Annotated in this window: 13 protein-coding genes, 6 tRNA genes, 3 rRNA genes and 1 riboswitch; of the genes, 3 read left to right on the forward strand and 19 right to left on the reverse strand. The window is 56.1% G+C overall.

The window, feature by feature from the left end; all coding sequences use genetic code 11:
• Positions 1 to 148: 148 nt before the first annotated feature.
• From HGP31_RS24600 to HGP31_RS24635, 8 genes are all read right to left on the reverse strand, one after another.
• Positions 149 to 841 (reverse strand): sensor histidine kinase, encoded by a 693-nt coding sequence (locus tag HGP31_RS24600; protein ID WP_020801348.1) that lies wholly within the window; start codon positions 839 to 841, stop codon positions 149 to 151.
• On the reverse strand, positions 838 to 2442 hold the full coding sequence (locus HGP31_RS24605) for a tetratricopeptide repeat-containing response regulator (RefSeq protein ID WP_020801347.1): 1605 nt from the start codon (positions 2440 to 2442) through the stop codon (positions 838 to 840). The genes HGP31_RS24600 and HGP31_RS24605 overlap by 4 nt, the downstream gene beginning before the upstream one ends.
• 417 nt (positions 2443 to 2859) lie before the next feature.
• A 5S ribosomal RNA gene (gene rrf, locus HGP31_RS24610) occupies positions 2860 to 2975 on the reverse strand.
• 168 nt (positions 2976 to 3143) lie between these two features.
• Positions 3144 to 6037 (reverse strand): 23S ribosomal RNA (locus HGP31_RS24615).
• A 239-nt stretch (positions 6038 to 6276) separates the two neighbouring features.
• A tRNA-Ala gene (locus tag HGP31_RS24620) sits at positions 6277 to 6352 on the reverse strand.
• A gap of 10 nt (positions 6353 to 6362) precedes the next feature.
• Positions 6363 to 6439: transfer RNA gene (locus HGP31_RS24625), tRNA-Ile, on the reverse strand.
• Between the two features lie 80 nt (positions 6440 to 6519).
• Positions 6520 to 8056 (reverse strand): 16S ribosomal RNA (locus HGP31_RS24630).
• Together the 16S, 23S and 5S rRNA genes with 2 tRNA genes alongside form the textbook arrangement of a ribosomal RNA operon.
• 715 nt (positions 8057 to 8771) lie before the next feature.
• Positions 8772 to 8848 (reverse strand) — tRNA-Arg (locus tag HGP31_RS24635).
• 581 nt (positions 8849 to 9429) lie between these two features.
• On the opposite strand from HGP31_RS24635, the gene HGP31_RS24640 reads away from it, so the two are divergent.
• Positions 9430 to 9756, forward strand: coding sequence for an Arc family DNA-binding protein (locus HGP31_RS24640; RefSeq protein ID WP_008066583.1), 327 nt, complete (start codon positions 9430 to 9432; stop codon positions 9754 to 9756).
• 101 nt (positions 9757 to 9857) lie between these two features.
• Here the strand turns inward: HGP31_RS24640 and mgtE are convergent, their stop codons facing one another.
• Complete coding sequence (mgtE, locus tag HGP31_RS24645; RefSeq protein ID WP_020800785.1) at positions 9858 to 11300, reverse strand: magnesium transporter; 1443 nt, start codon at positions 11298 to 11300, stop codon at positions 9858 to 9860.
• A gap of 321 nt (positions 11301 to 11621) precedes the next feature.
• Between mgtE and HGP31_RS24650 the strand changes: the two genes are divergently transcribed.
• Positions 11622 to 12137: a cell envelope protein SmpA gene (locus HGP31_RS24650; RefSeq protein WP_151143180.1), complete on the forward strand. Its 516-nt coding sequence runs from the start codon at positions 11622 to 11624 to the stop codon at positions 12135 to 12137.
• 20 nt (positions 12138 to 12157) lie between these two features.
• Here HGP31_RS24650 and HGP31_RS24655 read toward each other — a convergent pair.
• The 7 genes from HGP31_RS24655 to ltaE all read right to left on the reverse strand — a co-directional run bounded on the left by HGP31_RS24655 (position 12158) and on the right by ltaE (position 18125).
• A tRNA-Arg gene (locus tag HGP31_RS24655) sits at positions 12158 to 12234 on the reverse strand.
• A 71-nt stretch (positions 12235 to 12305) separates the two neighbouring features.
• Positions 12306 to 12382 (reverse strand) — tRNA-Arg (locus HGP31_RS24660).
• A 107-nt stretch (positions 12383 to 12489) separates the two neighbouring features.
• A tRNA-Ser gene (locus tag HGP31_RS24665) sits at positions 12490 to 12580 on the reverse strand.
• A 62-nt stretch (positions 12581 to 12642) separates the two neighbouring features.
• Positions 12643 to 12831 carry a carbon storage regulator CsrA gene (csrA, locus tag HGP31_RS24670; RefSeq protein ID WP_002554426.1) on the reverse strand — a complete coding sequence of 63 codons (189 nt, stop codon included), beginning with the start codon at positions 12829 to 12831 and terminating at the stop codon, positions 12643 to 12645.
• A gap of 188 nt (positions 12832 to 13019) precedes the next feature.
• Positions 13020 to 14261, reverse strand: coding sequence for an aspartate kinase (locus HGP31_RS24675; protein WP_008057978.1), 1242 nt, complete (start codon positions 14259 to 14261; stop codon positions 13020 to 13022).
• Positions 14262 to 14352: 91 nt separating this feature from the next.
• The gene (alaS, locus tag HGP31_RS24680) at positions 14353 to 16974 is read right to left on the reverse strand and encodes an alanine--tRNA ligase (RefSeq protein ID WP_168758846.1); all 2622 of its coding nucleotides are present in this window, start codon (positions 16972 to 16974) and stop codon (positions 14353 to 14355) included.
• A 146-nt stretch (positions 16975 to 17120) separates the two neighbouring features.
• Entirely contained in the window at positions 17121 to 18125 is a 1005-nt protein-coding gene (ltaE, locus tag HGP31_RS24685; RefSeq protein ID WP_033044644.1) for a low-specificity L-threonine aldolase, read from the reverse strand.
• Between the two features lie 196 nt (positions 18126 to 18321).
• A riboswitch (FMN riboswitch) is annotated at positions 18322 to 18493 on the forward strand.
• Between the two features lie 102 nt (positions 18494 to 18595).
• Between ltaE and HGP31_RS24690 the strand changes: the two genes are divergently transcribed.
• Positions 18596 to 19108 carry a 6,7-dimethyl-8-ribityllumazine synthase gene (locus HGP31_RS24690; protein WP_020800781.1) on the forward strand — a complete coding sequence of 171 codons (513 nt, stop codon included), beginning with the start codon at positions 18596 to 18598 and terminating at the stop codon, positions 19106 to 19108.
• A gap of 127 nt (positions 19109 to 19235) precedes the next feature.
• Here HGP31_RS24690 and astE read toward each other — a convergent pair whose 3' ends face one another.
• The 3 genes from astE to astB all read right to left on the reverse strand — a co-directional run bounded on the left by astE (position 19236) and on the right by astB (position 21958).
• Entirely contained in the window at positions 19236 to 20246 is a 1011-nt protein-coding gene (astE, locus tag HGP31_RS24695; protein ID WP_020800780.1) for a succinylglutamate desuccinylase, read from the reverse strand.
• 12 nt (positions 20247 to 20258) lie between these two features.
• Complete coding sequence (locus HGP31_RS24700) at positions 20259 to 20549, reverse strand: hypothetical protein (protein WP_008057983.1); 291 nt, start codon at positions 20547 to 20549, stop codon at positions 20259 to 20261.
• Positions 20550 to 20611: 62 nt separating this feature from the next.
• On the reverse strand, positions 20612 to 21958 hold the full coding sequence (astB, locus tag HGP31_RS24705) for an N-succinylarginine dihydrolase (RefSeq protein ID WP_110755158.1): 1347 nt from the start codon (positions 21956 to 21958) through the stop codon (positions 20612 to 20614).
• Between the last annotated feature and the right edge of the window lie 86 nt (positions 21959 to 22044).

Consider the following 22044-nt stretch of genomic DNA (forward strand, 5'->3'; position numbering starts at 1 on the left):
GTCAATCGCTGCGCGAGTGAACCCAGGCCATCGGTTGTCATGACGCAATCCTTGTTTTTATACGAGCCGCGAGCGGCAACTCGTACAAAATAGGCTCCGCGTGTTCAGAATATCAAGCAGGATTCTCAAATATGTAGGTCCCGAGGGTTCAAGGAAGATAGAGCCTGAAGACGCCCCCACCCAAAGGACCGCCATTGCTGATTTCCGTGCGCCCGCCTACGCCGTTACGTTGATGCAGTGCCGCAATCCGACCGGCGAAGTACAGCCCCAGGCCGGTGCTGCCGGTGCTGTGGTTGATGCCCTGCACATACTCGGCCTGGTGCTCGATCATTTGCGCAGGATAGCCTTCACCATCGTCATTGATGGTCAAGACCAACTGCCCGGCTTCGTCGCTGGCACTGATCAACACTGCGTGACGGGCATAACGGATCGCGTTGTTGATGCTATTGGCCAGTACCGAAGCGATCAGCTCTCGATCAAAGAAACCCAACGGACTCAAGGGATCGACTTCAAACGTGGCGGCAATACCGCGGCTGGCGAACACGTCTTGATGACACGCCAATTGCGCTTCGATGAAGTCGTCCAGTTCGTGGTAGGCCGGTTGCAGGGGCATCTGGTTGACGCCCAGTTTGTACAGGCCCAGCAACTGCACCAGCATGCCATTGAGGTGCGCGAACTCGAACTCGATCACACCCAGCGAAGGAGTGTGGCGGGCAGACGCCGGCAAGCTCGCCAGGCATTGGCTGTGGGCCTGCATCAGCGTGGCCAGCGAGTTCTTCATGTCGTGTACGGTGGACGCAATCACCGTCGAGAAATCCAGTGCCTGTTGGTGTTCGTTCATTCGCCAAATGCCTTGTTCTTGAGCTTCGTATAACGCGCAAAACGCGAGTCGGTGTCCGGCATTAAGCCGACCATTTTCAGGCAGGCCCGGCATTCCTCCAGTTCCTCTGAGGGGACATTGGTATCGGTACCATGCAGCAACGCCTGTGCGAGGTTCAACGCGATGCTGATGTTCTTGGGCTGCAGCGCCAGGGCTTTGCGGAAAATCCCTCGGGCCTGCACCAAGTCACCAGTCTTGTACACGCGCACGCCCTGCCGATTGAGATCGGCTGCAACGTTGCCGGAGTTGAGGATGCTCGGATCATCAGTCAACTTGGCGATGCCCTTCATGACCGCAGGATCGTCGCCGTAAATCTCTGCGCAGTTTTTCAACATCGAAGCGCCCGCATTGGCCTGACCCAGCATCTGTAATTGCTTGGCTACCAACAGCGCCGCTTCGGCACTCATGAACTGCTCCATGCCATCGAGCCGCATGATGGCTTGCTCAGTCAGCTTTTCCGCCGTTTCGGCGTCGTTGAGCAGCAGACTGGTCGCCTTCATCAACCGCGCCCTGATTTGCAGACCGGGATCGGACGGGTTCTCCTTTGCCACCGCACTCAGGGTCGTGTTGATTTCCAGACGAGTGCGGGTATCAAGGCCTTTTTCACTGCCCTTGCTGATCAAGGCATGAGCCAGTCCGAGGTTGCTTTCCGCATCCTTGAAGCGTGACTGGGCACCTTGGGCAACAGCCTGGCGGTAAGCTTTGGACGCCGTGTCAAAATCTTCATTGGTCATTGCCAATTTTCCCAATTGCGCTTGTCTGCGCACCGCCAGTGGCGACAAGCGAATCGCCTCTTCAAGAACGCGTTGAGCGGCCTTGGTATCGCCTTCGGCAATCAGCACCTCTGCCATGCCATCGTAGAGCGCCGGCATCATCGGAAACACTTTCAGCGCTTTTTCGTAGACAGCTTTTGCCTGGGTGACCTGGCCCCGCTTGAACAACAACTTGCCCAGTCCGGCAAATGCCCATGGCAAGGGTCGATCGGCGATGATGCCGTCGTAGAGACGCTCCAGTACCTCGTTCTGATTGAGGTCACGCAGGGCATCAGCGCGGTAGCGCAAGCACAACGGCGAATAGCGGATATCCTGTTTGCACAAGGCTATGCAGGCATTGAGCACTTCCACCGGCTTTCCACGGTCGAGGGCCTGCAATATCGGCTTGAGCAACGTCTTGCGCTGTACCAGTCGCTCCAGGCGTTGAGCCAGACCGGATCGGTTGAAGGGTTTGGTCAGGTAAGCATCAGGCTCGTGCTCCAGGGCGCTGAGCACCATGGCCTGGCTGGTTTCAGCGGTGACCATCACGAATACACTTTCATGACTGATCAGCTTGTCGATCATCAGGTCTTCGAGCACCTGCTGACCGTTCTTCTTGCCATCGCCCAAGTGGAAATCCTGGAGGATGAAATCGTAGGATTTCTGCGAACACATCTTCAGCGCCTGTTCGCCAGTGTCGGCCGTGTCCACATCCTTGACACCCAACTCCCGCAGCATCGACCTTACCGAACTGCGGAAATCCGAAAAATCGTCGACGATCAGAAAACTCTTTTGGTGATACGACAGCATCGAAGATTTCCAGGCAATTTAAGAAGAAGAACCGAGAGGCGAATGCACGAACAAGATCAGCTTCACTGCCCTTTACGGCGCGCAGATGATAGCGGTTAGCCATTAGTCATCAAGGGGTTTTTCTCGAAACCGTGATGACTCTTGAAGCTGTGAGATGTAAAGCTCGCTGCGACCTAAAGGTTATCGGCCGGCAGTAGCATTCTCTTGAAGCGAGGGGAGTGGAATTGAGCGGTTTCATTGTAGGAGCGAGCATGCTCCGGGCGGCGTTTCGACGATGGTCGTCAACGATAAGGCTGGGGCCTGATATACCGTGGCGCTCTCCGGTTCTTCGCGAGCATGCTCGCTCCTACAGGGGAAAAATCGGGCACAAAAACAAAACCCCTACCTGCATGCGCAGATAGGGGTTTTGGAATTTAATCTTGACGATGACCTACTCTCACATGGGGAAACCCCACACTACCATCGGCGATGCATCGTTTCACTTCTGAGTTCGGGATGGGATCAGGTGGTTCCAACGCTCTATGGTCGTCAAGAAATTCGGGTACTGAGTCGTGACCAGATGGCCTCGCTTCAGCAAATTGGGTATGTGATAGCTTCGGTGTTTTGTGAACTTCGAACTTTCGGTTCGTTTCGTCTTCACACACCGCAATCTGGTCTCTTTCGTCTTTTCAACTAGGAGCATCAAATTGCTTGGGTGTTATATGGTCAAGCCTCACGGGCAATTAGTATTGGTTAGCTCAACGCCTCACAGCGCTTACACACCCAACCTATCAACGTCGTAGTCTTCGACGGCCCTTCAGGGGACTCAAGGTCCCAGTGAGATCTCATCTTGAGGCTAGTTTCCCGCTTAGATGCTTTCAGCGGTTATCTATTCCGAACATAGCTACCCGGCAATGCCACTGGCGTGACAACCGGAACACCAGAGGTTCGTCCACTCCGGTCCTCTCGTACTAGGAGCAGCCCCTCTCAAATCTCAAACGTCCACGGCAGATAGGGACCGAACTGTCTCACGACGTTCTAAACCCAGCTCGCGTACCACTTTAAATGGCGAACAGCCATACCCTTGGGACCGGCTTCAGCCCCAGGATGTGATGAGCCGACATCGAGGTGCCAAACACCGCCGTCGATATGAACTCTTGGGCGGTATCAGCCTGTTATCCCCGGAGTACCTTTTATCCGTTGAGCGATGGCCCTTCCATACAGAACCACCGGATCACTAAGACCTACTTTCGTACCTGCTCGACGTGTCTGTCTCGCAGTCAAGCGCGCTTTTGCCTTTATACTCTACGACCGATTTCCGACCGGTCTGAGCGCACCTTCGTACTCCTCCGTTACTCTTTAGGAGGAGACCGCCCCAGTCAAACTACCCACCATACACTGTCCTCGATCCGGATAACGGACCTGAGTTAGAACCTCAAAGTTGCCAGGGTGGTATTTCAAGGATGGCTCCACGCGAACTGGCGTCCACGCTTCAAAGCCTCCCACCTATCCTACACAAGCAAATTCAAAGTCCAGTGCAAAGCTATAGTAAAGGTTCACGGGGTCTTTCCGTCTAGCCGCGGATACACTGCATCTTCACAGCGATTTCAATTTCACTGAGTCTCGGGTGGAGACAGCGCCGCCATCGTTACGCCATTCGTGCAGGTCGGAACTTACCCGACAAGGAATTTCGCTACCTTAGGACCGTTATAGTTACGGCCGCCGTTTACCGGGGCTTCGATCAAGAGCTTCGCGTTAGCTAACCCCATCAATTAACCTTCCGGCACCGGGCAGGCGTCACACCCTATACGTCCACTTTCGTGTTTGCAGAGTGCTGTGTTTTTAATAAACAGTCGCAGCGGCCTGGTATCTTCGACCGGCGTGGGCTTACGGAGCAAGTCCTTCACCCTCACCGGCGCACCTTCTCCCGAAGTTACGGTGCCATTTTGCCTAGTTCCTTCACCCGAGTTCTCTCAAGCGCCTTGGTATTCTCTACCCAACCACCTGTGTCGGTTTGGGGTACGGTTCCTGGTTATCTGAAGCTTAGAAGCTTTTCTTGGAAGCATGGCATCAACCACTTCGTCACCTGAAAGGTAACTCGTCATCAGCTCTCGGCCTTGGAATCCCGGATTTACCTAAGATTCCAGCCTACCACCTTAAACTTGGACAACCAACGCCAAGCTGGCCTAGCCTTCTCCGTCCCTCCATCGCAATAACCAGAAGTACAGGAATATTAACCTGTTTTCCATCGACTACGCTTTTCAGCCTCGCCTTAGGGACCGACTAACCCTGCGTCGATTAACGTTGCGCAGGAAACCTTGGTCTTTCGGCGTGGGTGTTTTTCACACCCATTGTCGTTACTCATGTCAGCATTCGCACTTCTGATACCTCCAGCAAGCTTCTCAACTCACCTTCACAGGCTTACAGAACGCTCCTCTACCGCATCACCCGAAGGTGATACCCGTAGCTTCGGTGTATGGTTTGAGCCCCGTTACATCTTCCGCGCAGGCCGACTCGACTAGTGAGCTATTACGCTTTCTTTAAAGGGTGGCTGCTTCTAAGCCAACCTCCTAGCTGTCTAAGCCTTCCCACATCGTTTCCCACTTAACCATAACTTTGGGACCTTAGCTGACGGTCTGGGTTGTTTCCCTTTTCACGACGGACGTTAGCACCCGCCGTGTGTCTCCCATGCTCGGCACTTGTAGGTATTCGGAGTTTGCATCGGTTTGGTAAGTCGGGATGACCCCCTAGCCGAAACAGTGCTCTACCCCCTACAGTGATACATGAGGCGCTACCTAAATAGCTTTCGAGGAGAACCAGCTATCTCCGAGCTTGATTAGCCTTTCACTCCGATCCACAGGTCATCCGCTAACTTTTCAACGGTAGTCGGTTCGGTCCTCCAGTCAGTGTTACCTAACCTTCAACCTGCCCATGGATAGATCGCCCGGTTTCGGGTCTATTCCCAGCGACTAGACGCCCTATTAAGACTCGCTTTCGCTACGCCTCCCCTATTCGGTTAAGCTCGCCACTGAAAATAAGTCGCTGACCCATTATACAAAAGGTACGCAGTCACCCAACAAAGTGGGCTCCCACTGCTTGTACGCATACGGTTTCAGGATCTATTTCACTCCCCTCTCCGGGGTTCTTTTCGCCTTTCCCTCACGGTACTAGTTCACTATCGGTCAGTCAGTAGTATTTAGCCTTGGAGGATGGTCCCCCCATATTCAGACAAAGTTTCTCGTGCTCCGTCCTACTCGATTTCATGACTAAGAGATTTTCGCGTACAGGGCTATCACCCACTATGGCCGCACTTTCCAGAGCGTTCCGCTAATCTCAAAGCCACTTAAGGGCTAGTCCCCGTTCGCTCGCCACTACTAAGGGAATCTCGGTTGATTTCTTTTCCTCAGGGTACTTAGATGTTTCAGTTCCCCTGGTTCGCCTCTTGCACCTATGTATTCAGTACAAGATAACCATCTTATGATGGCTGGGTTCCCCCATTCAGACATCTCCGGATCAAAGTCTGTTTGCCGACTCCCCGAAGCTTTTCGCAGGCTACCACGTCTTTCATCGCCTCTGACTGCCAAGGCATCCACCGTATGCGCTTCTTCACTTGACCATATAACCCCAAGCAATCTGGTTATACTGTGAAGACGACATTCGCCGAAAATTCGAATTTCTCAACTAAGAGAACTCACAAATTTTACCTTAGCCTGATCCGTTACCAGTGAAAGTAACGTTCAGTCTATCTTTCTATCACATACCCAAATTTTTAAAGAACGATCTAATCAAAAGACTAGAAATCAATATTCATCGCAGAATATTCATTTCTAAACTCTCAAACTTCGAAGCAGTTTATGGTGGAGCCAAGCGGGATCGAACCGCTGACCTCCTGCGTGCAAGGCAGGCGCTCTCCCAGCTGAGCTATGGCCCCATAACAAAATTGGTGGGTCTGGGCAGATTCGAACTGCCGACCTCACCCTTATCAGGGGTGCGCTCTAACCAACTGAGCTACAGACCCAATTTCGAGCTGCTTCTATCGTCTTCTTCAATGAATCAAGCAATTCGTGTGGGAGCTCATGAAGCAGCTGAGTCGTCGATTAAGGAGGTGATCCAGCCGCAGGTTCCCCTACGGCTACCTTGTTACGACTTCACCCCAGTCATGAATCACACCGTGGTAACCGTCCTCCCGAAGGTTAGACTAGCTACTTCTGGTGCAACCCACTCCCATGGTGTGACGGGCGGTGTGTACAAGGCCCGGGAACGTATTCACCGCGACATTCTGATTCGCGATTACTAGCGATTCCGACTTCACGCAGTCGAGTTGCAGACTGCGATCCGGACTACGATCGGTTTTATGGGATTAGCTCCACCTCGCGGCTTGGCAACCCTCTGTACCGACCATTGTAGCACGTGTGTAGCCCAGGCCGTAAGGGCCATGATGACTTGACGTCATCCCCACCTTCCTCCGGTTTGTCACCGGCAGTCTCCTTAGAGTGCCCACCATTACGTGCTGGTAACTAAGGACAAGGGTTGCGCTCGTTACGGGACTTAACCCAACATCTCACGACACGAGCTGACGACAGCCATGCAGCACCTGTCTCAATGTTCCCGAAGGCACCAATCCATCTCTGGAAAGTTCATTGGATGTCAAGGCCTGGTAAGGTTCTTCGCGTTGCTTCGAATTAAACCACATGCTCCACCGCTTGTGCGGGCCCCCGTCAATTCATTTGAGTTTTAACCTTGCGGCCGTACTCCCCAGGCGGTCAACTTAATGCGTTAGCTGCGCCACTAAGAGCTCAAGGCTCCCAACGGCTAGTTGACATCGTTTACGGCGTGGACTACCAGGGTATCTAATCCTGTTTGCTCCCCACGCTTTCGCACCTCAGTGTCAGTATCAGTCCAGGTGGTCGCCTTCGCCACTGGTGTTCCTTCCTATATCTACGCATTTCACCGCTACACAGGAAATTCCACCACCCTCTACCATACTCTAGCTTGTCAGTTTTGAATGCAGTTCCCAGGTTGAGCCCGGGGATTTCACATCCAACTTAACAAACCACCTACGCGCGCTTTACGCCCAGTAATTCCGATTAACGCTTGCACCCTCTGTATTACCGCGGCTGCTGGCACAGAGTTAGCCGGTGCTTATTCTGTCGGTAACGTCAAAACAGCAAAGTATTAATTTACTGCCCTTCCTCCCAACTTAAAGTGCTTTACAATCCGAAGACCTTCTTCACACACGCGGCATGGCTGGATCAGGCTTTCGCCCATTGTCCAATATTCCCCACTGCTGCCTCCCGTAGGAGTCTGGACCGTGTCTCAGTTCCAGTGTGACTGATCATCCTCTCAGACCAGTTACGGATCGTCGCCTTGGTGAGCCATTACCTCACCAACTAGCTAATCCGACCTAGGCTCATCTGATAGCGCAAGGCCCGAAGGTCCCCTGCTTTCTCCCGTAGGACGTATGCGGTATTAGCGTCCCTTTCGAGACGTTGTCCCCCACTACCAGGCAGATTCCTAGGCATTACTCACCCGTCCGCCGCTGAATCAGAGAGCAAGCTCTCTTCATCCGCTCGACTTGCATGTGTTAGGCCTGCCGCCAGCGTTCAATCTGAGCCATGATCAAACTCTTCAGTTCAAACATCTTTGGGTTTTGAGAAAACCCTAAACTTGGCTCAGCAATCGTTGGTTACATCTTTGATTTCTCGCGGAGTAACTTGTGATGCTGATAATCTGCTGACTAGCAGTCTGACTCCACAAGCACCCACACGAATTGCTTGATTCAGTTGTTAAAGAGCGGTTGGTTAAGATCTTTCGTCTCAACCGAGGCGCGCATTCTACAGCAGCCTCATTTGCTGTCAAGTGGTATTTTTCAGAAGTTTTCAAGGAATCCTTAACAACTTCAACCACTTGCGCTTCAGATCTCTCATCAGCGGGAGGCGAATTCTACAGCGTTACACGCTGTTGTCAACACCTCTTTTTCAACTTCCTTTGCACTTCGATGAACTGAAGCAACCTGCTGCCGAAAACTGCTTAACTCATTGTTTACCAAGGAGTTTTCCGTTTCGACTGCGCCGGAAGTGGGGCGAATTATAGGCTTCCAGAATCTGCCGTCAAGCATTGATTTGGTTTCCTGGCAAAAAGGTACTTGATGCAGAAATAGTCGCCTCTTCCTCTATATAGAAGAGCCCAAACCGGAAAGGATGCCCAGGTGCTTGCCACATAAATGAAAAAGCCCTGCCAGATACGCATCTGAGCAGGGCCTTTTTATGCCTCGAGCAATCCATTTGCACCCGCCGTCAACCCATAAAGGCCTGGAGCGGGAATTATGAACAGCTGAAGACTTGATTGAATGGTGTCCCAGGGCAGGTTCGAACTGCCAACCTTCCCCTTAGGAGGGGGATGCTCTATCCAATTGAGCTACTGAGACACAAGATGCCCGCGAAGAGACGCGTAGCGATAGACGGCGAGCATGTTAACGGGCGAACCTGCCTTTGTCATGTCATGCGTAGGCTTTTTAAGTGTAGGCAGATGTCACGCAAGGGCTTGAAGTTTTAACGAGCGAAGCAGAAGCGAACCAGTGCCCGCGCCGCCAACGAAGCCCACCCCAGGGAAAATCGACCTGCCACCCATCCCAAATGAATCTCATCATACGACTAACACTAGTAAATCGGCCATTTGCCACTATCCTGTACAGATAAGGAACAGTGATCGAATCCGCATGGGATGCCCCTCGGCTTTTTCAGGAGTTACGGGGGCAAAGGACGCGGCCAGAGACACGGACCCGGTGTTTTTTTCAAAACCAGTCCGCATTTCTGACAATTGGTGCTGGCATAACGCCTTTAGCCAGCTCAATATTTGTCACAGAATTGACGCCAATGAACTGGCGATTTTGAGGCATGATGCGTGCCTCTACCAATTCAGGTTGAACATTTGGCCAGAGCGCTTGTCCTATCTGACATCCTGCGGCCAATCCCGAGAACCGCTCCCCTGAACTAACCGGTTAAATATATGCGCCCATTGAAACAGGCAATTTATTCCAGCCGTACGGCTGACAAGTTCGTCGTACGTCTGCCAGACGGAATGCGTGAACGCATTGCCGAGGTGGCTCGCAATCATCACCGCAGCATGAACTCCGAGATCATTGCGCGCCTGGAGCAGAGTCTCATTCAGGAAGGCGCACTGGGCGAAGAGCTGAGCATGCGGCTGGACAGCCCGGAGCTGTCATTGCACGAGCGCGAATTGCTTCAGCGCTTCCGCCAACTCTCTCACCGCCAGCAAAATGCGCTTGTTTCACTGATCGCCCATGATGCCGAAATGACTGCAGACGCCTCCTGATTCATCCCCGCAAGTTCGAGCCAGCCTGATCGCTGGCTTTTTTTTGCCTGAAATTTGGCAAAAAAAAAGCCCGCCGTAGGGCGGGCTTTGGAACAAGCACCTCAGAGTAGGAAAATCGTTGCCAGCCCCAGGAAGATAAAGAAACCACCACTATCGGTCATGGCGGTAATCATCACACTCGCCCCCATGGCAGGATCACGCCCAAGTCGCGCCAGCGTCATCGGGATCAAGACCCCCATCAACGCCGCCAGCAACAGATTGAGGGTCATGGCAGCGGTCATTACCACGCCGAGCGACCAGCTGCCATAAAGCAGGTAGGCAACTACGCCAATGACTCCCCCCCAAATCACGCCATTGATCAAGGCAACCGCCAACTCCTTGCGCATCAGACGCGAAGTGTTACCTGTACTCACCTGGTCCAGCGCCATGGCCCGAACGATCATGGTGATGGTCTGGTTGCCGGAGTTACCTCCGATACCCGCAACGATCGGCATCAATGCAGCCAGCGCCACCAGCTTCTCGATGGAGCCTTCGAACAGGCCAATTACCCGGGAAGCCACAAATGCGGTAATCAGGTTCACTGCCAGCCAGGCCCAACGGTTACGCAGGGACTTCCAGACCGACGCGAAAATATCCTCTTCTTCACGCAGACCTGCCATGTTGAGAACTTCGTTTTCGCTCTCCTCACGAATCAGGTCGACCATTTCATCAATGGTCAGACGGCCGATCAATTTGCCGTTCTTGTCAACGACGGGGGCCGAAATCAAGTCGTAACGCTCAAACGCCTGGGCAGCATCGTAGGCTTCTTCATCCGGATGGAAACTCACCGGATCGCTGGCCATGACCTCGGAAACCTGCTTATCCGGATCGTTGACCAGCAGGCGCTTGATCGGCAGCACACCCTTGAGCACGCCGTCGTAGTCAACCACGAACAATTTGTCGGTATGGCCTGGCAGCTCCTTCAGGCGTCGCAGGTAGCGCAGGACCACTTCGAGACTGACATCCTCACGGATGGTGACCATCTCGAAGTCCATCAACGCACCGACCTGGTCCTCGTCATAGGACAACGCCGAGCGCACACGCTCGCGCTGCTGGGCATCGAGGGTCTCCATCAGCTCATGGACGACATCTCGAGGCAGCTCGGAGGCCAGGTCGGCCAGTTCGTCGGCATCCATGTCCTTGGCCGCAGCCAGGAGCTCGTGATCGTCCATGTCGGCGATCAGGGTTTCACGAACCGAATCGGATACTTCGAGCAGGATGTCGCCGTCGCGATCAGCCTTGACCAACTGCCAGAGTGTCAGGCGGTCATCCAGTGGCAGGGCTTCAAGAATATAGGCGACGTCGGCGGAGTGCAGGTCATCGAGCTTGCGTTGCAGCTCAACGAGATTTTGCCGGTGAACCAGGTTTTCGACGCGATCCTGATTCGGACCTTCCTGGCGATGAGTCAGGTCTTCAACTACTCGCTGACGCTGCAACAGCTCAACAACTTGAGCCAGACGGTCCTGCAAGCTTTCCTGCGTTTTCTTTACTTCTACTTCAGACATAGGCGAACTCCACTCCCAGCAGCGGGGTGCGCCGGAAGGATCAATCAGTCAATTCATGATTGGAAAATCGGGGTATTGAGTAACTACTGGGTAAGTCCATGGAGGTAATCCAAAAGCCCCGGCGGGGCTGACGGGCGCAATCATACACCGACTGACGGCTTAAAACGTTAAAAAATCGCGGCTGAAACAAGCGCTTGCGAAACAATCCTGAGTGCGCGCCTGACACATGAAAGTGCGACGACTCATCTCGAAAAGAAAACACACTAGCGATGGAAAATGCAGGCGCTAGCCTTGATCGGTAGCCGTCACGGAGGACTCGCAATGCCATCGAGATTATCCCGCCTGGGACTCGCCACCCTGCTCTACCTGCCGCTCGAAACACCTGGTGCAACGATTATCCGCTGCGAGAGGGCTGACGGGCGCATCACCTTTACCACGATGAGCTGCGCCATCGACGAAAGCCTTTCCTACCAGAAGGTGAACCCTTACCGGCCTGGCACGAATATCCCACTTGCGCCGCAACAGCAGCGGCAAACATCGAACCTGGAAATCGATCACCGCGATCCGCTGGTTGTCGGTCAGACAGTAGACAAATGTGCAAACCTGATCAGCGCCAGCGAGCGCCGCGAAGCAATCATCAATCAGCGCGTGATCGCCGGCATGACCCAAAAGGATGTCGAAAGCGCTCTGGGCAAGCCAGACAAGATCAGCATTCGAAACTCAAGCACCCGCTACCACTACCAAGCCAAGCAAGGTCGCAGCGCCAGCATCGAGTTCGACGAAAGAGGATGTACGAAGGGAAAAGCCAAATCCCAGACGGCAAAAAGCCCGCTTTAAAGGCGGGCTTTTTGTTTGTATGGTGCACTCGACAGGATTCGAACCTGTGACCGCTCGGTTCGTAGCCGAGTACTCTATCCAGCTGAGCTACGAGTGCATTTGTGTTTTTAGACCAGATCACAACTGGTTGAAGCCAAGTTATTCACATCACTGCAAACAACTCTTAAATGGTGCACTCGACAGGATTCGAACCTGTGACCGCTCGGTTCGTAGCCGAGTACTCTATCCAGCTGAGCTACGAGTGCATTTGTTGCCGCGCATTATAGGCCGTCTAATCTCTATGTCAAGCACTTTTTCTAGTAATTTCAACAACTTACCGAAGAAGCCAGATTACAACGTACTACGCAAATAATGGCGGAGAACGGGGGATTCGAACCCCCGACACCCTTTTGAGGTGTACTCCCTTAGCAGGGGAGCGCCTTCGGCCACTCGGCCAGCTCTCCGCAACACGGGGCGTATCTTAACCAACCTTTTCCCCGTTTGCAAACATAAAAAACGATAAAAATTAATGGCTTGGTTCTTCGTCCTTCTCTTTCTTTATACGCAGGTAAATTTCCTCACGATGGACCGCAACCTCTTTCGGGGCGTTGACACCGATGCGCACTTGATTTCCTTTGACGCCGAGCACGGTCACGGTGATTTCGCCATCACCAATAATCAGGCTTTCTGCGCACCGACGAGTCAGAATCAGCATACCTTTCTCCTCACGCATTACATTTTCAGGGACAACAGTCTGCAAAAAAAAGGCACTCGACCTACAACCAAAGTGGTCGAAGGCCTACATGCCTGAGTATTGACCAGCGCGAGCAAAAGAACAGCCTTGGGGTCGCGCCGTGCAAAAAAACAAAGGGCGCGGTCAGACCGCGCCCTCTGGCAAACGCATCACTCGCCCTGGCGGACCGGTGCGTCCAGTTCGAAAGCCGTGTGCAAGGCGCGCACAGCCAGTTCCAGGTACTTCTCTTCGATCACCACGGAAACCTTGATTTCCGAAGTCGAGATCATCTGGATGTTGATGGTTTCCTTGGCCAGCGCTTCGAACATGCGGCTGGCGACGCCTGCGTGGGAGCGCATGCCAACGCCGACGATCGACACCTTGGCGATCTTGGTGTCGCCGATGACTTCACGTGCACCCAGCTCGCCAGCGGTTTTCTCCAGCACGGTTTGCGCCGCCTGGTAGTCGTTGCGGTGCACGGTGAAGGTAAAGTCGGTGGTGTTATCGTGCGCGACGTTCTGCACGATCATGTCGACTTCGATGTTCGCGGCGCTGATAGGGCCGAGAATCTTGAAGGCAACGCCTGGGATGTCTGGCACGCCACGGATGGTCAGCTTGGCTTCATCGCGGTTGAAAGCGATACCGGAAATGATCGGCTGTTCCATGGTTTCCTCTTCATCAATAGTAATGAGGGTGCCCGGACCCTCCTTGAAGCTGTGCAGTACGCGCAGCGGGACGTTGTACTTGCCGGCGAATTCCACCGCACGGATCTGCAGCACCTTGGAACCGAGGCTGGCCATTTCCAGCATCTCTTCGAAGGTGATCTTGTCCAGGCGCTGGGCCACGGACACTACGCGCGGGTCTGTGGTGTAGACGCCATCGACGTCGGTGTAGATCTGGCATTCGTCAGCCTTCAGGGCCGCTGCCAGGGCCACGCCGGTGGTGTCGGAACCGCCACGACCGAGGGTGGTGATATTGCCGTGCTCGTCGACGCCCTGGAAACCGGCGACAACCACCACGCGACCGGCCTTAAGGTCACCACGAATCTTCTGGTCGTCGATCTGCAGGATACGCGCTTTGTTGTGTGCGCTATCCGTCAGGATCCGTACCTGGTTGCCGGTGTAGGACACCGCTGGTACACCGCGCTTCATCAACGCCATGGCCAACAGGGCAATCGTCACCTGCTCACCGGTGGAGACGATCACGTCCAGCTCGCGAGGAACCGGTTGATCGCCGCCACTGATTTGCTTGGCCAGATCGATCAGACGGTTGGTTTCGCCGCTCATTGCAGACAGCACAACCACCAGGTCATCGCCGGCATCACGGAATTTCTTAACCTTGTCGGCAACCTGCTCGATTCTCTCGACGGTGCCGACCGAGGTGCCTCCAAATTTCTGTACGATCAAAGCCATTTCAAAGCCGCCTCTGCCCATGAAGGGCGCCCAAATAAACACTCAAACAGCGTTGCGGCCCGCCACTAGACTGCGGACCGCAGACACTGCCTTATAAACCCTGCTCTACAAACGGTACGGTCAGCGCCAGTGCCGCATCCAGGGCGCCAGCGTCGGTACCACCGCCTTGCGCCATGTCTGGACGACCACCGCCCTTCCCGCCCACTGCCGCAGCGGCCTGTTTCATCAAATCACCGGCTTTGAGTTGGCCAGTCAGGTCTTTGGTTACGCCTGCAACCAGAACGACCTTTTCCTCATGGACACTGCCGAGCAGGATCACTGCGCGGCCGAGTTTGTTTTTCAGTTGATCGACCAGCGCCAGCAGCGCCTTGCCATCCTGCCCGTCCAGACGCACGGCCAGCACTTTCACGCCCTTGACGTCCAAGGCTTGCGCCGACAGGTCGTCACCCGCCGCACTGGCGGCCTTGGCTTGCAACTGCTCGAGTTGCTTCTCCAGCAGACGGTTGCGCTCCAGCACAGCCGACAGCTTGTCGATCAGGTTGTCGCGGCTGCCCTTGACCAGGCTGGCCGCTTCCTTGAGTTGCTCTTCCGCAGCGTTCAGGTAAGCCAGTGCCGCAGCGCCTGTCACTGCTTCGATACGGCGCACGCCAGCAGCCACACCGCCTTCGCTGATGATTTTCAGCAGGCCGATGTCGCCGGTACGGTTGGCGTGGATACCACCGCACAGCTCGACGGAGAAATCGCCCATGCTCAGCACGCGCACGTTGTCGCCGTATTTCTCGCCGAACAGCGCCATGGCGCCTTTCTGCTTGGCGGTTTCGATATCGGTTTCTTCGGTTTCAACTTCGGAGTTCTTGCGAATCTCGGCGTTGACGATGTCTTCCAGCGCTTTGAGCTGCTCAGGCTTGATGGCTTCGAAGTGGCTGAAGTCGAAGCGCAGGCGCTGACTGTCGACCAACGAGCCTTTCTGCTGAACGTGATCGCCCAGCACCTGACGCAATGCGGCGTGCAGCAAGTGAGTCGCCGAGTGGTTCAGCGACGTCGCGTGACGCACTTCGGCATCGACGTGAGTCTCGACCGGAGCACCGACGATCAGGCTACCCGAGTCCAGCACACCGTGGTGCAGGAACGCGCCGCCGGTCTTGGTGGTGTCGCGCACGTCGAAACGTGCAGCGCCAGCCTGGAGGAAGCCGCAATCACCGATCTGCCCGCCGGATTCGGCGTAGAACGGCGTCTGGTTCAGAATAACCACGCCCTCGTCGCCTTCATTCAACACGTCGACCGATTGCCCGTCTTTATAGAGAGCAACGATTTTTGCCGAACCGCTGTGGGCGGTGTAGCCGGTGAACTCGGTGTCCACATCGACCTTGACCAGGCTGTTGTAGTCCATGCCGAAGGAGCTGGCCGAACGGGCACGGACGCGCTGGGCTTCCATCTCGCGCTCGAAGCCTGCTTCGTCGATGGTCAGGTTGCGCTCGCGAGCGATGTCGCCAGTCAGGTCCATCGGGAAACCGTAGGTGTCGTAGAGTTTGAACACTACGTCGCCTGGCACCACGTCGCCCTTCAATTCGGCCAGGTCCTGCTCGAGGATCTTCAGGCCCTGTTCCAGGGTCTTGGCGAATTGTTCTTCTTCGGCCTTGAGCACGCGCTCGATATGCGACTGCTGGGATTTCAATTCAGGGAAAGCTTCACCCATCTCGGCGACCAGGGCCGTGACGATCTGGTAGAAGAAGCTGCCCTTGGCGCCCAGTTTGTTGCCATGACGGCAAGCGCGGCGAATGATGCGGCGCAGCACATAACCGCGGCCTTCGTTGGACGGCAGCACGCCGTCGGCGATCAGGAAGCCGCAGGAACGAATGTGGTCAGCCACGACTTTCAGCGAAGCCTGGGCATCGTTGGTGCAACCGATGGCCTTGGCCGAAGCGCTCAGCAGGCTCTGGAACAGGTCGATTTCATAGTTCGAGTGAACATGCTGCAGCACGGCACTGATCCGCTCCAGGCCCATGCCGGTGTCCACCGATGGCGCTGGCAGCGGGTGCAACACGCCGTCGGCGGTGCGGTTGAACTGCATGAACACGTTGTTCCAGATTTCGATGTAGCGGTCGCCGTCTTCTTCCGGCGAGCCCGGTGGGCCACCCCAGATGTCGGCGCCGTGATCGTAGAAAATCTCGGTGCAAGGGCCGCACGGGCCGGTATCGCCCATGGTCCAGAAGTTGTCGGAGGCGTAAGGCGCGCCCTTGTTGTCGCCGATGCGAACCATGCGCTCGGCCGGAACCCCGATTTCCTTGGTCCAGATGTCGTACGCCTCGTCATCGCTGGCGTAGACGGTGACCCAGAGCTTTTCCTTCGGCAGGTTCAGCCATTTGTCGGAAGTCAGGAAGTTCCAGGCGTAAGTGATGGCGTCACGCTTGAAGTAGTCACCGAAGCTGAAGTTACCCAGCATTTCGAAGAAGGTGTGGTGACGAGCGGTATAACCGACGTTTTCCAGATCGTTGTGCTTGCCGCCGGCGCGCACGCATTTCTGGCTGCTGACGGCGCGGGTGTACGCGCGCTTTTCCTGGCCCAGGAAGCAGTCCTTGAACTGGTTCATCCCCGCGTTGGTGAACAGCAGGGTTGGGTCGTTGCCCGGAATCAAAGAGCTGGAGGCTACACGGGTGTGGCCTTGCTCTTCGAAGAAGCGAAGGAAGGCTTCACGGATTTCTGCGCTTTTCATTAGGTTCTTCCACGGAGGCTGCGGCCAAAGGCCTGTTCGAAACGTCAACAGACGAAGCGACGGCAAAGGGCCGCATTATATCGGCCCTGCGCGCGGGGTACAGCGTGTTTATACGATAGAAACGGTCAATTGGAGCGCTAACGCTATCACTTACTGGAAAAGTCGACGAATGTCGCGACGACCTGCTCGATTTGCGTAGCGCTGACGTCCATGTGCGTGACCATGCGCAGACGAGCGGCAGCACTGAGCTTGATCCCGCGTTCGGCGGCGAATGACTTGAGTGCTTCGGCCCTGTCGCCCATGGCGACGTACACCATGTTGGTCTGCACCGGCTCGACCTCGAAACCTGCTGCACGCAGGCCTTGCGCCAGCAATTGGGCGTTGGCGTGGTCGTCAGCCAGGCGCTGGACGTTGTGGTCCAGCGCGTACAGGCCCGCCGCCGCCAGGATCCCGGCCTGGCGCATGCCGCCGCCGACCATCTTGCGCAGGCGCCGTGCCTTGCCGATCAGCTCTGCCGAACCGCACAACACCGAACCCACCGGTGCGCCCAGGCCTTTTGACAGGCACACCGAGACGGAATCGAAATGCCGGGTGATTTCCCGCGCATCGACACCCAGCTTGACCGCCGCGTTGTAGAGCCGCGCACCGTCCAGATGCAGTTGCAACCCGTGTTCGCGGGTAAAGTTGCGCGCCCGTGCCAGGTATTCGAGGGGCAGGACCTTGCCCTGCATGGTGTTTTCCAGCGCCAGCAAACGGGTGCGGGCAAAATGGAAGTCGTCCGGCTTGATCGCCGCCGCGACCTGCGCAAGGTCCAGCGAGCCATCGGCCTGTACTTCCAGCGGCTGTGGCTGGATCGAGCCAAGTACCGCCGCCCCGCCACCTTCGTACTTATAGGTGTGAGCCTGCTGGCCGACGATGTATTCGTCACCGCGCTCGCAATGGGCCATCAAGCCCAGCAGGTTGCTCATGGTGCCCGTCGGGACGAACAGTGCGGCAGCAAAACCCAGGCGATTTGCCAGCTCGGCTTCCAGTCGATTGACCGTCGGGTCTTCGCCATACACGTCGTCACCGGTGACGGCGGTGGCCATCGCCTCGAGCATGCCAGGGGTGGGTTGGGTGACGGTGTCGCTGCGAAGATCGATAACGCTCATGAATCTGGCCTCGGTTAGCAGGGGGAAATCCCTTTCAGACGGGAAGTACTGCGGTCATGCCGACCAATATTCAACCCTTGGGCAGCAATCGACTTGCTGTTTCGACGAAAAAGTCGATAGCAATCATCGGATAGCAGCCATGCACAGATGAGAAATATGTGATAAAAAAGCTTCGCCGCCTAACAATCTGGCGGCAAAACGTTCTCAGGGCGGGGTGCAACTCCCCACCGGCGGTAATTGCGTGCAACACGCATAGCCCGCGAGCGCTTGGTGACAGGCACGGCTTTTGCCGTGCATGGCGACAAGGTCAGCAGACCCGGTGTGATTCCGGGGCCGACGGTCATAGTCCGGATGAAGAGAGAACGGGATTGGCGCCAAAGGGCTGTCCGCAGGCACTCGTGCGAGCGTGCATACCCTTAAATCCCATTCGATTCATAAGCCCTGTTTTTCACACAAACAGGAATCAGAACATGCAACCCACCGCAATCGACAGCAAAAGCAAACACCACCATGGCGAACGCGTTGCGTTCATCCAGGCCTGCTGGCACAAGGACATTGTCGACCAGAGCCGTAAAGGCTTCGTCGCTGAAATGATTGCCCAGGGTTATCAGGAGTCCGACATCGATTTCTTCGAAGTCGGCGGCGCCTTTGAAATGCCCCTGCACGCCAAGTTGCTGGCCAAGACCGGCCGTTATGCCGGCATCGTCGCGGCAGCCCTGGTGGTTGACGGCGGGATCTACCGCCACGAGTTCGTCGCCCAGTCGGTCGTCAGCGGCCTGATGCAGGTGCAACTGGAAACGGAAGTGCCAGTGTTCTCGGTATCGCTGACCCCGCACCACTTTCACGCGGGTGAAGAACTGCATCATAAGTTCTTCTTCGAGCATTTCGTGCATAAGGGACAGGAAGCAGCGAAGACGTGCGCGGATACGCTGATGAAGATCCGTAGCCTGCGTCGCACTGAACCGCGCGCCGTAGCTGTCTAAACACTGAACCTGTGGGAGCGAGCCTGCTCGCGATGGTCGTCAACGATTACGCGGGAAGTCTGGCTCCCCGCGGCACTCTCGGATAAATCGCGAGCAGGCTCGCTCCCACAGTGGTTTTGTGTTGTCCTTAGGCGAGGTTTTCGTCGGTGGTCGGCACGATCAGGATGCCGGCACGCAGGCCATTCTTCACCTTGGGGTTCGGGAAGATGATCCGGGCACCCTCCTCCTCGATGATCCAGCGGGTATTGGCGATGTCTTCCGCCAGCAGGTAACCCACTTCCAGCTCCGAAAAGTTCTCGATATCCACTGGCAGGTTCAGGCGGAAGTTGTCGCTGTGCTTGATGATTTCCCGTGCCACGCTGAACAGCTGCAAACCGTCCAACGCCTCTTCCGCCAACTCCGGCTCGGTGCCTTCGATGATCTGTTTGAGACGGTTTTCCAGCAAGGAAACGTTCACCCCGTCGTTCTGCCCGAACGGTCGCGCCTTGCCCAGTTCGAGGGTAAAGGACTCGGCTCCGAGCTTGTCGTAGGTATAGGAACTGAAGACGATGGACGGCTTGTTCTGCAACAGCACCGCCTCCATGCCTGCGGCGCGAAGCCGGGCCAGTTCCTGGCGTGAATGCTGGCGATCTTCCTTCCAGGGGTACAAGGCGAACTGTTCGATTTTCGAGCCGCGAATCGCCGTGTGCAAATCATAGTGCAGTCGCTGACGATCCGGCAGGCTGAAGAAACTGGCCGCCAGACGCTCCAGCTCACAGGCGCGCAGCGCTTCGGAGCCACTGCTTTGTTCGTGACGGCCATTGAACAGCCGATTGACGTCCTGCTCGACGAAACGCTCGCCCTTGCGAATGGCTTCAGGGTTACCGAACAGGAACAGAATGCGGGCACGCGGCTTCAGGTCGCCGCGGGCGATGTCATGCAACAGGCGATCGAGCAGTTCGATCGGCGCTGTTTCGTTGCCGTGGATACCGGCCGATAAAAGCAGGTCCAGGCCATTATCACGGGCTTGCGGCGGTCGCACTTCCAGCGCACCTTCGCTCAACCAGCGCATGCGCACGCCTTCGACAGTCAGTTGAGTCTTCTCCGCCGGTTCGCGGCCGGCGAGGGTCAGTTCAAGCAGTTTGCCGAGGGCGAGCATAGAGCGGTTTCCTTAATGGTCGTGATTGCAATCCGGGCCGTGAACGTGTTCCTCGTCGTCGCCGAGGTCAGCCGGTTCCATCTCCAGTTGCAGACTTACCAGATTAGTCGCCAATGGGCGCAACAGCAGGTTGGCGTATTCGGCATCGCCTTCTTCGACGTCCACGCCGATCAGCAATTGGCCACGACCATCGTGCTGGATCCACAGCTCTTTGCCTTGCCACATGACCGCGACGCGGGTGCAGGACGTTTCCAGTTGCGTGCCGTCGGTGTCTTCAAGGATCAGCTGCAGTTTGTCGCTCATGTCTTTTACGCTCTCAGTGGAGATGAAGCGGCGCGCCGTCGTGCATGACAACGCGCCGTCGATCAATTGATCTGGAATGGATAAACCGCGCCCAGTTTAAGGATTTGCGTCAGTTCATCCAGTGCCGTCCGGCACTCGAGCAGCAATTGCGGGTCCGCCAGATCGTTTTCGGTCATGCGGTCGCGGTAGTGCTTCTCGACCCATTCGGTCAGGGTGCCGTACAACGGTGCCGTCATGATAACGCCTGGGTTGACGGCCGCCAGCTCGGTTTCGTTGAGCGCAACACGCAACCTCAGGCAGGCAGGCCCACCGCCGTTCTGCATGCTCTGCTTGAGATCGAAGACTTTCACTTCGCTGATCTGGCCGCCGGAGCTGGTCAAACCCTGCAGGTATTGCCATACGCGCTCGTTGCCACGGCATTCTTCCGGCACGATCAACAGCATGGAACCGTCAGGACGCGACAGCAACTGGCTATTGAACAGGTAGGAACGCACCGCGTCTTCGACGGTTACCGCGGAACGCGGTACACAGATCGATTGAAATTTCCCACCGACCTTGGCGAGTTTGCTCTGCAGTTCGGCGAGCATTTTCTCGGTCTCGAGGAAAGCGTCCTCGTGATAGAACAGCACTTCACCGTTACCGACCGCGATCACGTCATTGTGGAACACGCCCTGGTCGATCACCGACGGGTTCTGCTGGGCGTAGACCACGCCGTCATCGCTCAGGCCGTGCAGGCGAGCGACTGCCTGCGACGCTTCGAGAGTCTGGCGCGCCGGGTATTTCTGCGGTGCCGGGTAGCGGGTGTCGAAAGCACTGCGACCGAACACGAAGAATTCGACACCGGCTTCGCCGTATTCACGGCAGAAACGCGTGTGGTTGGCCGCGCCTTCGTCACCGAACTGCGCCACGGCCGGCAGCGCGGCGTGGTGGGCGAAGTGCTTCTGGTCGGCGAACATGGCGCCCAACACGCGACTGGTGGTCGGGTGCTCGATGCTGCGGTGGTACTTGCAGTTGAGGTTGGCGGCGGTGAAATGCACGCGGCCATCCGCGGTGTCGGCGCTCGGGCTGACGGTGGCCGCGTTGGCCACCCACATGCTCGAAGCCGAGCAGCTGGCGACCAGCAATGGCATGGCTTCCTTGGCGGCGCGCTCGATGACTTGAGCGTCGGTACCGCTGAAACCGAGGCGACGCAGGGCAGCCACGTCCGGGCGCTCCTGCGGGGCCAATACGCCTTGCTGGAAACCCATTTCCATCAGCGCTTTCATCTTCGCCAGGCCTTGCAGCGCCGCTTCCTTCGGATTGGAAGACTGCTGGCTGTTGCTCTGGGACGCGACGTTACCGTAGGACAGGCCGCCGTAGTTATGGGTCGGCCCCACTAGACCGTCAAAATTGACTTCATAGGATTTCATCAGCGAGGCTCCACGAGAATCTGTTTGTTATAGGCTTCTGGTAACAATTGAGTAAGACCGCGTGGCGACCTTCGCGAGCAGGCTCG

Origin of the sequence: Pseudomonas umsongensis (genome assembly GCF_012647205.1) — a bacterium.
Classification (GTDB): Bacteria; Pseudomonadota; Gammaproteobacteria; order Pseudomonadales; family Pseudomonadaceae; genus Aquipseudomonas; species Aquipseudomonas umsongensis.

What these genes read in the sequence shown, in the direction of transcription:
- HGP31_RS24600 (WP_020801348.1), bottom strand. Translation starts at nt 841, where the DNA reads ATGAACGAACACCAACAGGCACTGGATTTCTCGACGGTGATTGCGTCC.
- HGP31_RS24605 (WP_020801347.1), bottom strand. Translation starts at nt 2,442, where the DNA reads ATGCTGTCGTATCACCAAAAGAGTTTTCTGATCGTCGACGATTTTTCG.
- HGP31_RS24640 (WP_008066583.1), top strand. Translation starts at nt 9,430, where the DNA reads ATGCGCCCATTGAAACAGGCAATTTATTCCAGCCGTACGGCTGACAAG.
- mgtE (WP_020800785.1), bottom strand. Translation starts at nt 11,300, where the DNA reads ATGTCTGAAGTAGAAGTAAAGAAAACGCAGGAAAGCTTGCAGGACCGT.
- HGP31_RS24650 (WP_151143180.1), top strand. Translation starts at nt 11,622, where the DNA reads ATGCCATCGAGATTATCCCGCCTGGGACTCGCCACCCTGCTCTACCTG.
- csrA (WP_002554426.1), bottom strand. Translation starts at nt 12,831, where the DNA reads ATGCTGATTCTGACTCGTCGGTGCGCAGAAAGCCTGATTATTGGTGAT.
- HGP31_RS24675 (WP_008057978.1), bottom strand. Translation starts at nt 14,261, where the DNA reads ATGGCTTTGATCGTACAGAAATTTGGAGGCACCTCGGTCGGCACCGTC.
- alaS (WP_168758846.1), bottom strand. Translation starts at nt 16,974, where the DNA reads ATGAAAAGCGCAGAAATCCGTGAAGCCTTCCTTCGCTTCTTCGAAGAG.
- ltaE (WP_033044644.1), bottom strand. Translation starts at nt 18,125, where the DNA reads ATGAGCGTTATCGATCTTCGCAGCGACACCGTCACCCAACCCACCCCT.
- HGP31_RS24690 (WP_020800781.1), top strand. Translation starts at nt 18,596, where the DNA reads ATGCAACCCACCGCAATCGACAGCAAAAGCAAACACCACCATGGCGAA.
- astE (WP_020800780.1), bottom strand. Translation starts at nt 20,246, where the DNA reads ATGCTCGCCCTCGGCAAACTGCTTGAACTGACCCTCGCCGGCCGCGAA.
- HGP31_RS24700 (WP_008057983.1), bottom strand. Translation starts at nt 20,549, where the DNA reads ATGAGCGACAAACTGCAGCTGATCCTTGAAGACACCGACGGCACGCAA.
- astB (WP_110755158.1), bottom strand. Translation starts at nt 21,958, where the DNA reads ATGAAATCCTATGAAGTCAATTTTGACGGTCTAGTGGGGCCGACCCAT.